The following is a 13,469-nucleotide window of genomic DNA, read 5'->3' as shown; positions in this document are numbered from 1 at the left end:
CGTTGAGCCAGCCGACGAGTCTCCGGCTGGCATCAGGAGTGCTGATGTCGAACCGCCCTACCCAATATGCCGAGTATCCTCAGCACCACGCACACGACCATGGACGGCCACAGGCGCGCCGCGTCGGGCCGGTCAAGGCGCCCGCCTCCAAACCCAATCAAAGCGATTACACGATCGCCCATCGCGGCAAGCAGGTCCGCATCGGGCCTGTGGTGTTCTGGATCGTCGTCGGTACGGTGACCGTGCTGGGGGCATGGTCTGCGGCCACAGCCACTTACTTTGCCTTTCGCGACGACGTGCTGACCAAGCTCATCGCGCGTCAGGCTGACATGCAATACGCCTACGAAGATCGCATCGCCGAACTCCGCGCCAAGATCGACCGCACCACCAGCCGCCAGATGCTGGACCAGGAGCAATTCGACCAGAAGCTCGATCAGGTCATGCGCCGGCAGACCACGTTGGAGTCGCGTGCCACGGCGCTCGGCGCCATGCCCGATCTGTCTGTTACAGGTTCGATCGGCAAGCCGCCGCCCCGTGGAGCCGCGATCGAGCCTACGACATCGATCCCCAAGCCATCGCCGATCAGCGACACTGTGACCTTCGTGGCACCGCCGGATCGCGAGGCGCGGCTTGAGTCCCGCACCCCTGCTCTCACCGCCCAGCAACCGAACCAGTTCGCCAAACTCGGCGGCGTCGACAATGTGATCGGTCGCCTGCAGGCCTCGCTCGATCAGGTCGAGAGCCGCCAGATTGCGACACTCGCCGCGGCCGAAGAATCCATGGACTCCAAGGTTCGTCGCATGCGTGGCGCGATTTCGGACCTCGGGCTCAATATGGCGAAACTCGAATCCGCCACACCGCGCGCGCCGATGGGTGGCCCGTTCGTGCCGGTCAAACTGTCATCGAGCGCCGATCCGTTCGAACGCCAGCTTTATCGCATCCACGTAACCCGTGCGCAGATGGACAAGCTGAACCGCACGATGGCTCTGGTGCCCTATCGCAAGCCCGTCGTCGGCGAGGTCGAGTTCACCTCAGGTTTCGGCGTACGCAGCGATCCGTTCCTCGGCCGTCCTGCGATGCATACCGGCCTCGATTTCCGCGGCGCCACCGGCGATCCGATCCGTGCCACGGCCAATGGCCGCGTCGTCTCCGCGGCCTATGCCGGCGGCTATGGCCGCATGGTCGAGATCGACCACGGCAACGGCTTGTCGACCCGCTACGGCCATATGTCCGCGATCAACGTCAAGGTCGGCGATGTCATCAAGATTGGCCAGGTCATCGGCCTGGTGGGTTCGACCGGCCGCTCCACCGGCCCGCATCTGCATTATGAAACCCGTATCGATGGCGAAGCCGTCGATCCGCAGAAATTTCTCCGCGCCGGCGTCCGCCTCAACGCCGGTTGAGCCGGATGCCGGGCATTGTTGCCCTGCCCCGACTGTGGTTGAAGCGGGTCTCCGTCAATCCGAGGCAGCCCGTTGAAATCCCCCCGACGCATTGGTCCCCGTTTCCCCCGCCTCGGCCGGTTCTGCTTCCGCGCCACACGTCGGGTCGCGACCTGGGTGATGACGCTCGCAGGTTTTCACGCCAACGACTCCCATTTCACGGTCCGTCGCATCTCGGAGCTCCGCGCCAAGCTGGCGCGCGGCGAAACAGTTCTACTCGCCGGCCTCGGACTGCCCGGCACGCACAATTCCGGCGTGGCGCTGGTTGAAGTCACGCAGGCTCACGGTCCGCGCCTCATCATCAACAACGAAGAAGAGCGTTTCTCGGGCGACAAACACACCACGCAATATCCGCGCGCAGCACTCGATGCGATGCGCGCGACGCTGCAGGCAATGGGCCGTGACGTCGCCGATATCGATGCATGGTTGACGACCTGGGACTATCCCGATCTGCTCGGCACCCTGGTGCGAAGCATTGTCGATGAGCTGCCCGACGGACTGAAACTGCTGCGCACGAAAAACTCCGTCAGCTTCGACGCACGACGGTTGGAGCAGATGACGCGGACCCCGAAACTGCTTCGCAAGCAATTCGGCCTGCCCGCGCGCGTCCCGCTGATGATGATGCCCCATCACGACAACCACGCCTGGTTCTCCTTTGCCGCATCTCCCTTCCCGGATGACGAACCGGTCGCGATCGCCGTGCTGGATGGTACAGGGGATCAGGGCTCGATCTCGCTCTATGTCGCCGAGCGCGGCGAGATGCAGCGACTCTATTGCAACAACAGCGTGTTCGACTCTCTCGGTGCGTTCTACAGCGTCATCTCGTCGACACAGGGCGGCTGGACCTGGCTCTCCAGCGAGGGCCGCTACATGGGCGCGGCCGCCTGGGGCGACATGGATCGCGCCAGCAATCCGTATTACGCACGCTTGCGCGAGGTGCTGCATTTCGGTGCAAATGGTGAGATCCAGCTCAACCGCGCCATGGGCAACTGGTACTGCGACCCGTTCGAGGCGCCTTATAAGTCCGCATTGATCAAGATTCTCGGCGAGCCGCTCAAACCAGACCAGCTCTGGAATCCCGACGCCGTGCTGCGCGTCGAAGATATTCAGCATCGACCGGATACGCAGGATCGCCTCGATAAGGCCGCGGCCACTCAACTCGTCTTCGAAGATGCGATGAAGCACGTCGTCGATCATCTACTGCGCACCACCGGCGCGCATCGGCTGGTGCTGACCGGCGGCGTAGCGCTGAATGCGCTCGGCAACATGCGACTGCTGCAGCATTTCGACGAGAACTGGTTCAAGCAGGCTCAGGGGCGTTCAAAACGACTGCATCTGTGGATTCCGCCAACGCCTGGCGATCCTGGTGTGACCATCGGCGCGGCCTGGATGTTCGCTCATCTCATCGGCGCGCCGCGCGGTGCGCCGATGGCGCATGCGTTCTATTGCGGCGATGCGCCGACGCAGAGTGACATCACCGCGGCATTGCAGGCTGACGACATCAAGACACAGACGATCGGCAATATCTCAACGCCTGAGGGCTGCGATGCAATTGCCCACCTGATGGCCTTCGTGGTCGCGCAGAGCGGCATCATCGCGCTCTATCAGGGCGCGGCGGAGACCGGGCCACGTGCGCTCGGCCATCGCTCGATCCTCGCCAATCCCTGCGACGCCGGTACGCGCGAACGGCTCAATGAACGCGTGAAATATCGCGAGGCGATCCGCCCGTTGGCGCCGATGGCGACGCTTGACGCGGCGCACGAGTATTTCGATTTGCTGAAGGGCGCGTCCGACGCGGACTACAACGCCTATAATTATATGGTGCTGACGGCGCAATCGAAGCCACATGCACGGGACAAAATCCCGGCCGTGATTCATGCCGACGGCACCGGACGTATCCAGATCGTCCGCGCCGAGGATGATCCCCTCACCCACGCCTATCTCAAGGCGCTCGGTCGCCATATCGGCGTCGAGTTGTCGGTGAATACCTCATTCAACGTCGCTGGCCCGATCGCGCAGACACCGCAGCAAGCCGTCGAGACCCTGCGCCGTTCGGCGGGTCTCGACGTGGCGCTGATGGTTGCAAGCGACGGTCAGGTGACCGCCGCTTGGCATGGCGGCACCCGCGACAGCGGCCGTTTCACGGCGTGGCTATCTGAGTGGATGCGCAGCCGCAGCTAACGCATCCACTGCCAAACTATCAGACCTTGCCGATCTTTCTTGCGACGGCAACCAGACGCGCACTGTCCTTGGCCACGAACGCCGCGAACTCTTCTGAGTCCTGATAGGCGGGCATGTTGCCAGCAGCCTCGAACGTCTTCGTGACTTCCGGATCGCTCATCGCCTGCTTCATCGTCTCGCGCAATTTGGTCAGGACAGGCGCTGGCATTCCCTTGGGCGCAAACAGACCCGCCCAGATGTAGAACTCGACATCGGGATAGCCCAGTTCCTTGAACGTCGGCAGATTCGGGAAGGCAGCGAGGCGTTCGCCGCCGAAGTTTGCGAGAACACGCAACGTCCCGGCGTCTACATGCTGCTTGAGCGTGCCCGGAGCCGAGGCCAGCGCCTGGATTTGGCCGCCCAGGAGATCGCTAATCGCAGGCGTTGCTCCGCGATAAGGGACATGGAGCAGCTTGATGCCAGCCGCGATCGCGAACATCTCCATCGAGACGTGCAACGTACCAAACGGGCCCGACGATCCGTATGATATCGCTCCGGGACGCGCCTTGGCGTCAGCGACGAATTCCTGAATCGTCTTCCAAGGCGCGCTGGCCGGCACCGCGAACAGGGTCGGATCCGCGAGCACGCGCGCGACCGGTTGCAGTTGGTCGACCTCATAGGCAACCGGCCGATCATAGATGCGGTCCGACTCGGGCAGAACCGCCAGCGACGACAGCGTCATCAGCAGCGTGTGCCCGTCAGGCTGGGCGCGGGCAACGGTCGCGTTGCCGAGCGAACCACCGGCGCCGCTGCGGTTGTCGATGATGACCGGCTTGCCGAGCACCTTCTGCATATAGCTCGCGACCGGACGCGCGGCGATATCGGCCTGCCCGCCAGCCGGAAATGGCACGACCATGGTGATGTTGCGGCTCGGCCAGGCTTCCTGCGCGCGTACACCCTGACCGGTCAAAGCGAGCGTCGACAGGCCCCCGAGGCCTGCAATGAAGTCGCGACGTTTCATACTTGTCTCCCGTTTTGTTTTTGAGCAACGCATTGGATTCAGTCGCATCTAGGGGGCGACGCGCCATCTCGGGAGACAGCGCCCGCGCGCCTTTGAGTTATCTTGGAGCTCTCTCAAAGCTTCAAGTTGTTGAAGCTCGCAGAGTTGAGCGTGGGGCAGATGATGCCCCGCGCCTCTTCATCAAAACAGCAACCGATGTCGGCTTGTTCAGCCGACCGGATTTTCGAGTTTGCCGATGCCGCTGACCTCGATCGTAACCACGTCGCCCTTCTTCAGGAAGCGCGGCGGCGTGAAGCCAAGGCCGACGCCAGCCGGCGTTCCGGTCGCGATCAGATCGCCGGGCTCCAGCGTGATCCCTGCCGAGAGCGTCTCGATCAGCGTCGGAATGTCGAAGATGAGATCGGTCACCGAGGCATCCTGGCGGCGTTCGCCGTTGACGGATGTCGTCAGTCGCATTTTCGTCGGGTCGGGCATAACGTCGGCTGTGAGGATCGCCGGACCCATCGGGCAGAAGCCGTCGATGCCCTTGCCGATGAACCACTGGCGATGCTTGTGCTGCAGCGTACGTGCCGTGACGTCATTGATGATCGTGTAACCGAACACATGCGCCAGCGCGTCCTGCTTCTTGATGCCGCGGCCGCCGCGCCCGATGACGACCGTCAGCTCGCCCTCGTAGTCGGTGCTGTCGGTCGGATCGAGATAGTTCGGGATCGACTTGCCGGGACCGATCACGGTGCTCGACGGCTTCGTGAAGATCACCGGCGCTTCCGGCACGACTTCCTTTGCGGAAGAGTCGAAACCGCTGCCCGCGAATTCCTTCGCGTGCTCATGGTAGTTCTTGCCAACGCAAAACACGTTGCGTGCCGGGCGCGGGATTGGCGCAAGAAGCTCGACGCTTGCGATAGGAAGGGGCGCGCCCGCTGAAGCGGTAAGCGCATCCTTCAGGCGATCGAAATTGGCAATTAGCGCAATCATATCGGGGGCAACGTCGCGCGGCAGCGGCGAGACCTGAGTGAGCGCCTGATCTGCAATGCCGACCGTGGCGCGGCCCTCATGCAGGAAAGTAACAAGGTGCATTCTTCCTCCTGATATGTCTGCTTGTCCGGCGAACAGATCGCCGCGTCTTCTAAAGATACACCTATCTTCGATAGAAGATTTTGGCAAGCTGGTCATCCCGGCTATTTATTCTTTAGAAGACGCGCGCGATCATCTGCCGCAGCAGGGTGTGACATAGCGGGCAACCGCGCCTAAGATGGAATCACCAGCGGATTACGCCCGCTAATTACAACGGAGCATCACCCGATATGGCGAAACCGGCGACGCGGAAGGTCGTTCGTGAAGACCCCGTCAGTCGCGCATTCGGCGATCGGGTTCGCATATTGCGCGAACAGGCCAACCTGACCCTGGAGCAATTCTCCAAGCAGTCCGGTGTCAGTCGGGCGATGCTGTCGAAGGTCGAGCGCGGCGAAAAGAGCCCGACGATCGGGGTCGCGCGACGTATCGCGCTGGCTCTGGAGACATCGTTCTCGACGCTGATGGGCGACGACGACGCGCCGCGTCGCGCCTTCGCTGTGGTGCGCAAGGATCAACGCCAGATCTTTCGCGATTCAAAGACGGGCTTCGAGCGCTTCCTGCTGTCGCCCGTCATGGCCGGCATGGCCGTGGAAGTCGTCCTGCATCACCTGCCCCCGAAAACCTCGACCGGCAAATTGCCCGCCTACCCGCAGGGCACATCCAAACACGTCCTTGCCACGCACGGACGCGTCACCGTGCGCACCAAGGATACCGAGACGGTTCTGGATGAGGGTGACTCGCTGTATTTCGAAGTCGACGTCGAGCACTGGTTCGAGAACAAGACTGCGCGCCGGTGTGAATACTATCTCGTGATTTCGGTGCCTCCGAGTTACGGACGACGCAGCGACGGCAAGGCCTAGCACGCGTCCGCAAGTTTGAAGGCCCCTCGCTCACCTGCGAGCGAGGGGCCTTTTTGCTAGCAGCCGATTTCAATCTGCCACACAATTACTTCTTCAGGCAGAGACCAACGGTTGGTGTCGTGGTGCACTTGGTGCCATCCGGTGCGCCGCCACTCGGGCAGACAACGGACACCAGCGTCTCCGTCGCCTCGCAGCTAATCGCGCCATCTGCCTGCACCGCACGGAAGCTCACCGGTGCCGCATCGCCCTTGTCACCCTTGGCGCCCGGCGTGCCCTGCGGACCTTGCGGTCCCTGTGCACCCGCCTGTCCCTGCGCACCGGGAATGCCCTGAACGCCTTGCGCACCCTGCGGCCCGGCCGGCCCCTGCGCACCGGTCTCACCCTTCGGACCTGCCGGTCCGGGATCGCGGCCGCAGCCGCCCAGCATCAATGCAACGCCAACAGCAAGAATTGGAATGATCTTATTCATGCCCCACACCCCGTTGAATTCGTGACACCGCGATATGCGGCGTCGGGATAAGCCAGCGCCGGATATTGAGTTCCGGCATGGGGATGATATCGGGTGACAAGAAGAACGGAAGCGGCCGCGCAGCGACGCGACTGTTTCAAGACGCCGCAGACTTTGGCGGGCGGTTAGCTTGCTCAGCCGTCTCTCGGTTGCGAGATGAGCTCGATCATTTTGGCTTCGTCACCGTCGGGCGCGAAAGCCTTTGCCTTTTCATAGGCTTCAACAGCCGCCGCGCCGATCAGGGGCCTGGCCCGCAAAAGCTGCTCCGCCAATCTCACAGCATAGGCCGCATCCTTATGGCGCAGTGCAGCGGTGAAGGATGCACCTGAATAATCGCGGGCCACCATCCGCGGCGCATGTCGCAGCACCTGCGGGCTTGCCGCGACGCCGCTCGCGATGGACTCCAGCACCAGCTTCATGTCCAGCCCGGCATGTTCTGCAATGGCCAGACCTTCGGCGAGCCCAGCGATATGGATTGCGCCCATCAGGTTGTTGATCAGCTTGTAAACCGTACCCGATCCGACGGGGCCGAAATGCCGGATCGTCGATCCGATCGGCCCCAGGAACGACCGGGCCTTGTCGAGGTCCGCAGTATCCGCGCCGACCAGCAGCGTGAGTTTGCCGCTCGCAGCCGCATCCGGCAGACCGGTGACCGGACTATCAATATAGATCAGGCCGCGATCCTGCAGCGCCCTGGCAAGGTCGAGCGCGTGCTGGTGCGACACTGTCGAACATTCGATCGCCAGCGCGCCCGCCTCCGCGGTTCGCCCGGCACCATCGGTGCCGAGCCACACAGTCTGTGAAGCCTCGTCATCGGCGACCATCGTGACGATGGCGTCGGCGCCTTCGGCTGCATCCGCCGGCGAAGCTGCCCAGCGTGCGCCACGTGCGATCAGATCTTCTGCTTTCGCCCTGCTGCGATTCCAGACGGCAACGCTGAAACCGGCTTCGAGATAGCAGCCGGCCATGCCGCGCCCCATGCGTCCCAAACCGATGAACGCAACATGGGGCATGGGTTAGTCTACGTCGTCGATTGCGCCTGGCGACGTGCCGAAGGCGCGCTGCGCCAGCGTCGCCGCCATGAACTCGTCAAGATCGCCGTCGAGCACGCCTGAGGTGTCCGACGTCTGCACGCCGGTGCGCAGGTCCTTCACCATCTGATAGGGCTGCAGCACGTAGGAACGGATCTGGTGACCCCAGCCGATATCGGTCTTGGCAGCCTGATCGGCAGCAGCCTTCTCTTCGCGCTTCTTCAGCTCGATCTCGTAAAGACGCGCCCGAAGCATGTCCCAGGCCTGGGCCTTGTTCTTGTGCTGCGAACGGCCGGCCTGACAGACCACGGCCACGCCGCTCGGAATATGCGTGAGACGCACCGCCGACTCCGTCTTGTTGACGTGCTGACCGCCCGCGCCGCCCGAACGCATCGTATCGACACGCACATCGGACTCGTTGATGTCGATCTTGATGCTGTCGTCCACAACCGGGAAGATCGCGACGCTCGAGAACGACGTGTGCCGACGGGCATTGGAGTCGTAAGGCGAGATACGCACCAGACGATGCACGCCGCCTTCGGTCTTCAGCCAGCCATAGGCGTTGTGGCCGGAGATCTGGATGGTCGCCGATTTGATGCCGGCTTCTTCACCCTGTGTCTCTTCGAGATATTCGATCTTGAAACCGTGCTTTTCGGCCCAGCGCGTATACATGCGCAGCAGCATCGAGGCCCAGTCCTGGCTCTCGGTGCCGCCGGCGCCGGCATGGACTTCGAGATAGGTGTCGAAGCGATCCGCTTCACCGGACAGCAGCGCTTCCAGCTCGCGGCGCGCGACCTCTTTCTTCAGCGCCTTGAGCGCATTCTCGGCTTCCGTCACGACGCTCTGGTCGCCCTCGGCCTCGCCGAGTTCGATCATCTCGACGTTGTCGTCGAGTTCACGCGTTACCTTGCCGATGCCTTGAAGCGAGTCCTCAAGTGAGGTGCGCTCCTGCATCAGGCGCTGGGCCTTTTGGGGGTCGTTCCAGAGATTGGGGTCTTCGGCGAGAGCGTTCAGCTCAGCCAGTCGTGCCGTGGATGCATCGACGTCAAAGATGCCTCCTCAGCAGCCCGACTGACTGCTTGATCTCTTCTACGAGGCGTTCGATTTCAGCGCGCATGGAAACTCTGATCTGGCGGCATCAGCCGCAATACGAATGGTGATCGGGATGTAGCGGCGTGCGCGGCAAAGCGCAATCCGCTAGGATTTGGTGTGGGTCAGATGGGCCTCAATACAGGCCGCCCGTTCCCGGTCGCATGAAACTGCGGTCGGTTTCCGGCGACACCGAGAGCGAACGACCATCCGCATCGGCGACACCGATCACAGAATAGTTGTCCGGCGGCGCGGTGCCCGGCTTGAAGGCCTCGAGGATGGTGCGGCCGCCGTCGCCCGGTCCGGCGCGCATGCCCGACTTGGCGTCGACGCGGATCAGCTTGATGCCGGCAGGCACGCGGAACGGCACGGCCGGCTTGTCGGCGAGCGCAAGCTTCATGAAGTCCTTCGCAATCGGCGCGGCCAGCGCACCGCCGGTGGCCTTGTTGCCGAGGTTCCTGGGCTTGTCGTAACCGACATAGATACCGACCACGACGTCAGGCGAGAAGCCGATGAACCAGGCATCCTTCTCGTCATTGGTGGTGCCGGTCTTGCCGGCGATCGGCTTGCCGACTTCGCGGAGCACGGTCGCGGTGCCGCCCTGCACGACGCCTTCCATCATCGAGGTGATCTGGTAGGCGGTCATGGCGTCGAGCACCTGCTCGCGGCGATCGACGAGCTGCGGCTCGGCCTGGTTCTTCCAGCCTTCCGGCGCGTCGCAGCCGCGGCATTCGCGCTGGTCATGCTTGAAAATCGTATGCCCGTAGCGGTCCTGAATACGGTCGATCAGCGTCGACTTCACGCGGCGGCCGCCATTGGCGAACATCGAATAGGCTGTCACCATCCGCATGACGGTCGTTTCACCGGCGCCGAGCGCATAGGAGAGGTAGTTCGGCAATTCGTCATAGACGCCGAATCGCTTGGCATATTCGCCGATCAGCGGCATGCCGACGTCCTGCGCCAGCCGCACGGTCACGGTGTTCAGCGAGCGCATCAGCGCGTTGCGCAGCGTCACTGGGCCATAATACTTGCCGGTCGAATAGTTTTCCGGACGCCAGACGCCGGCACCCTGCCCCTGATCGATCTCGATCGGCGCGTCGACCACGACGGTGGACGGCGTATAGCCATTGTCCATCGCCGCCGAATAGACCAGCGGCTTGAAGGATGAGCCGGGCTGACGATAGGCCTGCGTGGCGCGGTTGAACTGGCTCTGGTCGAACGAGAAGCCGCCGACCATGGCGAGCACGCGTCCGGTCAAAGGATCCATCGCAACCATGGCGCCGGACACTTCCGGATACTGTCGCAGCCGGAACTGGCCTTCGACGACCGAGCCGTCCTTGTTTGTGAGCGGATCGACATAGATCACGTCGCCCGCGGCCAAAACCTGTGACACGGCCGTCGGTGTTTTGCCCTTTGTCGGGCCGGCGGCGGGTTTGGCCCAGCGCACGCCGTCCAGCGTGAGGATGCCGGTCTGGCGATCCTTGAGCACGGCGCCGCCAAGTTCACGGCCCGGCTGAAAGCCGATCCGTGCCGACTGATCGCTGACATCCAGCACGACCGCGAGCTTCCACGGCGCGATGTCGGACAGCGCCTTCACTTCGGCAAGTTTCACGCCCCAGTCGCCGGAGATATCGATCTTGTTGGTCGCACCGCGCCAACCACGGATCTCGTCGAAATTGATCAGACCATTAGTCATGGTCTTGCGGGCCATCACCTGCATCTTCGGATCAAGCGTCGTGCGAACCGACAGGCCGCCCTCATAGAGCTTCTTTTCGCCGTAACGCTCAAGAATGTCGCGGCGGACTTCCTCGGCAAAATACTCGCCGGCAAAGATATGACCCGAACTGTTGCGGCCGGTGACGCTCAGCGTCTCCTTGCGCGCCTTGTCAGCATCGGCCTGCTTGATCCAGCCGTTTTCCAGCAGACGATCGACCACATAGTTACGGCGCTCAATCGCACGGTCGCGGTTCTTGACCGGATGCAGCGACGACGGCGCCTTCGGCAAAGCTGCGAGATACGCAGCTTCCGAGACGGTCAGTTCATTCACCGACTTGTCGAAATAGACCAGCGACGCGGCGGCAATGCCATAGGCGCCGAGACCGAGATAGATTTCATTGAGATACAGTTCGAGGATCTTGTCCTTCGAATAGGTGCGCTCGATGCGCATCGCCAGCAAGGCTTCCTTGATCTTGCGGGTGAACGACACCTCGTTGGTCAGAAGGAAGTTCTTCGCAACCTGCTGCGTGATCGTCGACGCGCCCTGGGGCCTGCGGTTGGAGCCAAGGTTCTGCGCGTAAAGCACCATCGCGCGCGCCATGCCCGAATAATCGAGGCCGCCGTGCTCGTAGAAATTCTTGTCTTCGGCCGCGAGGAACGCGTTGATCACGAGCTTCGGCACGGCCTGAATCGGCAGATAGAGCCGGCGCTCCTTGGAGTATTCGCCGAGCAACGCACCGTCGGCCGCATGGACGCGCGTCATCACCGGCGGCTCATAATCCTGAAGCTGCGAATAGTCCGGCAAGTCCTTGGAATAATGCCAGATCAGCCCGGCTGTGGCGGCGACGCCCACTAGGAACACCACGGTTCCTGCAGCGAACAAGAAACCCAGAAACCGCACCAGCAGACGCATTATCGACGATCCGTTTCAATCGCTGTGCCGCAATATAGCATACGGCGGCCCCCATGGGCGCGAAGTCAGCAACAAGTCCCGCGGCAAAAATCAGCAAGGAGACAACCCGAAATGGCCGTCAGTCTTGACCGATTCTGACAGCCACACGGAAATTTTTATAGAGCTCCGGCTGTGGCCAAACTAGGGCTTTCATACTGAAGGCCGGGGCTTTCGTACTGAAAGATTTGTCATTTTCAGTTCCGGTCGTCAGTTTCCCGGGCCGGCAGAGACCATCCGCTTGGAGAAGAACCCGTCGATCGCCTTGGCGACCGCCCCGACAGTCTTGGAGCGCCAGTTCTCGGACATCAGTTGCTGGAGATCGTCCTTGTTGGACACGTAACCTAGTTCGATCAGCACCGAGGGGACGTCCGGGGCCTTGAGCACACGGAAACCTGCCGATTTCAGGGGATGCTTGTGCATCCGCGCCGTGGTCTTCATCTCGCCCACCACCAGCCGGGCAAAGCGATTCGAGAAGGTCCGGGTTTCGCGCTGCGCAAGGTCGATCAGGATGTCTGCAACGTCGGTTGGCTCTTCCGTCAGATTGACGCCGGCAATGGCGTCAGCCTTATTTTCCGAGTCTGCCAGCCGCTCCGCCTCGACGTCGGAGGCTTTGTCGGACAGCGTATAAACAGTGGCACCCTGCGCATCGCCCTCGCCGCGCGGCAATGCGTCGGCATGGATGGAGACGAACAAAGCAGCCGACTGGTTGCGCGCCACCTTCACCCGTTCATCTAAGGGAATGAACGTATCGTCGGCGCGGGTCATCACGATGCGGTATTTGCCAAGCTTCTCCAGACGGTCACGCAAGGCCAGACCGAAGCCCAGCACGATCCCCTTCTCGCTCTCGCCGCCTGCCTGGGTGCCATTGTCGATGCCGCCATGACCGGGATCGATTACGATGACTGGACGAGCGTCCGGCGCAGCATCAGGCACGGCGCTCGCGACTACCTTGGTGGCAACCGGAGATACCGCAGCAGCCGCTCCGACGGCCGGCCGTAGATCCGGACGATTCTCGACTGCCAGCGCCTGCACGAAGGTGGTGCGATCAACCGACTCGAGCTCGATCACCATCCGGGCCGGCTGCCCGTTGGCGGGATCGAGCGCATATGAATTCTTAATTTTGGCGGGTCCGGTCAGATCGAACACCATGCGCGACCCACCCGGCATCACCAGCCCGTAGCGGAACGCCTTGATTAGGCCACGGGATACCGTTCCAGCACCGGGATCGAGATGGAAGGTGACCTGGGGAAGGTCGATGACCACCCGATACGGGTCGGCAAGCGCGAAAGCACGCAGCGGGATCTTCTTGTCGAGATCGAGGATGAAACGGGTTTGCTTGTCGTCGCCAGCAATCCGCACGTCTGAGGCGATGGGCAAAGTGCCCTCCACTTCCGCGCGCGGCGCCTCACCGGCGGCATAGGTGGAATTCGGACACCAAAACAGCCCAAAACCGGCACTAAAGAGCACCGTGACCAGCCTGACGATGTGGTTTGCGCGGCTCGTCAACGAATCCACAGCCTCCGAAGCAGCCCCTCATTAACCCAATAGGATTGCAGGGTTAACCGAAGCTTAAGCCCATCGTATTGAATAAGCCTGAGTGTTGCAGCCTTGTGACG

The 13,469-nt window shown here is 62.3% G+C and carries 10 protein-coding genes; 3 read left to right on the top strand and 7 right to left on the bottom strand.

Translation table 11 applies throughout. The features are described from left to right. Positions 1-44: 44 nt before the first annotated feature. Entirely contained in the window at positions 45-1,403 is a 1,359-nt protein-coding gene (locus AB8A33_RS12120) for a M23 family metallopeptidase (protein ID WP_439092991.1), read from the top strand. 159 nt (positions 1,404-1,562) lie between these two features. Beyond that, positions 1,563-3,623 (top strand): carbamoyltransferase C-terminal domain-containing protein, encoded by a 2,061-nt coding sequence (locus AB8A33_RS12115; protein WP_439092989.1) that lies wholly within the window; start codon positions 1,563-1,565, stop codon positions 3,621-3,623. A 19-nt stretch (positions 3,624-3,642) separates the two neighbouring features. Here AB8A33_RS12115 and AB8A33_RS12110 read toward each other — a convergent pair whose 3' ends face one another. Both AB8A33_RS12110 and AB8A33_RS12105 read right to left on the bottom strand, forming a co-directional pair. Next, positions 3,643-4,623, bottom strand: coding sequence for a tripartite tricarboxylate transporter substrate binding protein (locus AB8A33_RS12110; RefSeq protein WP_309946046.1), 981 nt, complete (start codon positions 4,621-4,623; stop codon positions 3,643-3,645). A gap of 207 nt (positions 4,624-4,830) precedes the next feature. Then, positions 4,831-5,700, bottom strand: a complete 870-nt coding sequence (locus tag AB8A33_RS12105; protein ID WP_439092988.1) for a fumarylacetoacetate hydrolase family protein — start codon at positions 5,698-5,700, stop codon at positions 4,831-4,833. Positions 5,701-5,927: 227 nt separating this feature from the next. On the opposite strand from AB8A33_RS12105, the gene AB8A33_RS12100 reads away from it, so the two are divergent. Then, complete coding sequence (locus AB8A33_RS12100; RefSeq protein ID WP_089264128.1) at positions 5,928-6,557, top strand: helix-turn-helix domain-containing protein; 630 nt, start codon at positions 5,928-5,930, stop codon at positions 6,555-6,557. Between the two features lie 85 nt (positions 6,558-6,642). On the opposite strand, the gene AB8A33_RS12095 is transcribed toward AB8A33_RS12100, so the two are convergent. The 5 genes from AB8A33_RS12095 to AB8A33_RS12075 all read right to left on the bottom strand — a co-directional run bounded on the left by AB8A33_RS12095 (position 6,643) and on the right by AB8A33_RS12075 (position 13,359). Continuing rightward, entirely contained in the window at positions 6,643-7,026 is a 384-nt protein-coding gene (locus tag AB8A33_RS12095; RefSeq protein WP_068736651.1) for a hypothetical protein, read from the bottom strand. Between the two features lie 173 nt (positions 7,027-7,199). Beyond that, the gene (locus AB8A33_RS12090; protein WP_439092986.1) at positions 7,200-8,078 is read right to left on the bottom strand and encodes an NAD(P)-dependent oxidoreductase; all 879 of its coding nucleotides are present in this window, start codon (positions 8,076-8,078) and stop codon (positions 7,200-7,202) included. 3 nt (positions 8,079-8,081) lie between these two features. After that, a protein-coding gene (prfB, locus tag AB8A33_RS12085) for a peptide chain release factor 2 (RefSeq protein WP_120289384.1) occupies positions 8,082-9,213 on the bottom strand; the annotation gives its coding sequence in 2 pieces (ribosomal slippage) (positions 8,082-9,143 and positions 9,145-9,213; 1,131 coding nt in all). A gap of 108 nt (positions 9,214-9,321) precedes the next feature. Beyond that, positions 9,322-11,814 carry a penicillin-binding protein 1A gene (locus AB8A33_RS12080; RefSeq protein WP_439092985.1) on the bottom strand — a complete coding sequence of 831 codons (2,493 nt, stop codon included), beginning with the start codon at positions 11,812-11,814 and terminating at the stop codon, positions 9,322-9,324. A 246-nt stretch (positions 11,815-12,060) separates the two neighbouring features. Beyond that, the gene (locus AB8A33_RS12075; RefSeq protein ID WP_439092984.1) at positions 12,061-13,359 is read right to left on the bottom strand and encodes an N-acetylmuramoyl-L-alanine amidase; all 1,299 of its coding nucleotides are present in this window, start codon (positions 13,357-13,359) and stop codon (positions 12,061-12,063) included. Between the last annotated feature and the right edge of the window lie 110 nt (positions 13,360-13,469).

This window comes from Tardiphaga sp. 813_E8_N1_3, assembly GCF_051811025.1.
In the GTDB taxonomy this organism is placed as follows: domain Bacteria; phylum Pseudomonadota; class Alphaproteobacteria; order Rhizobiales; family Xanthobacteraceae; genus Tardiphaga.
This window is presented reverse-complemented; position numbering and strand designations above follow the sequence as displayed.

Bases quoted from the DNA above. Each gene is read 5' to 3' on its own strand.
- AB8A33_RS12120 (WP_439092991.1), top strand. From the start codon at position 45: ATGTCGAACCGCCCTACCCAATATGCCGAGTATCCTCAGCACCACGCA.
- AB8A33_RS12115 (WP_439092989.1), top strand. From the start codon at position 1,563: ATGACGCTCGCAGGTTTTCACGCCAACGACTCCCATTTCACGGTCCGT.
- AB8A33_RS12110 (WP_309946046.1), bottom strand. From the start codon at position 4,623: ATGAAACGTCGCGACTTCATTGCAGGCCTCGGGGGCCTGTCGACGCTC.
- AB8A33_RS12105 (WP_439092988.1), bottom strand. From the start codon at position 5,700: ATGCACCTTGTTACTTTCCTGCATGAGGGCCGCGCCACGGTCGGCATT.
- AB8A33_RS12100 (WP_089264128.1), top strand. From the start codon at position 5,928: ATGGCGAAACCGGCGACGCGGAAGGTCGTTCGTGAAGACCCCGTCAGT.
- AB8A33_RS12095 (WP_068736651.1), bottom strand. From the start codon at position 7,026: ATGAATAAGATCATTCCAATTCTTGCTGTTGGCGTTGCATTGATGCTG.
- AB8A33_RS12090 (WP_439092986.1), bottom strand. From the start codon at position 8,078: ATGCCCCATGTTGCGTTCATCGGTTTGGGACGCATGGGGCGCGGCATG.
- AB8A33_RS12080 (WP_439092985.1), bottom strand. From the start codon at position 11,814: ATGCGTCTGCTGGTGCGGTTTCTGGGTTTCTTGTTCGCTGCAGGAACC.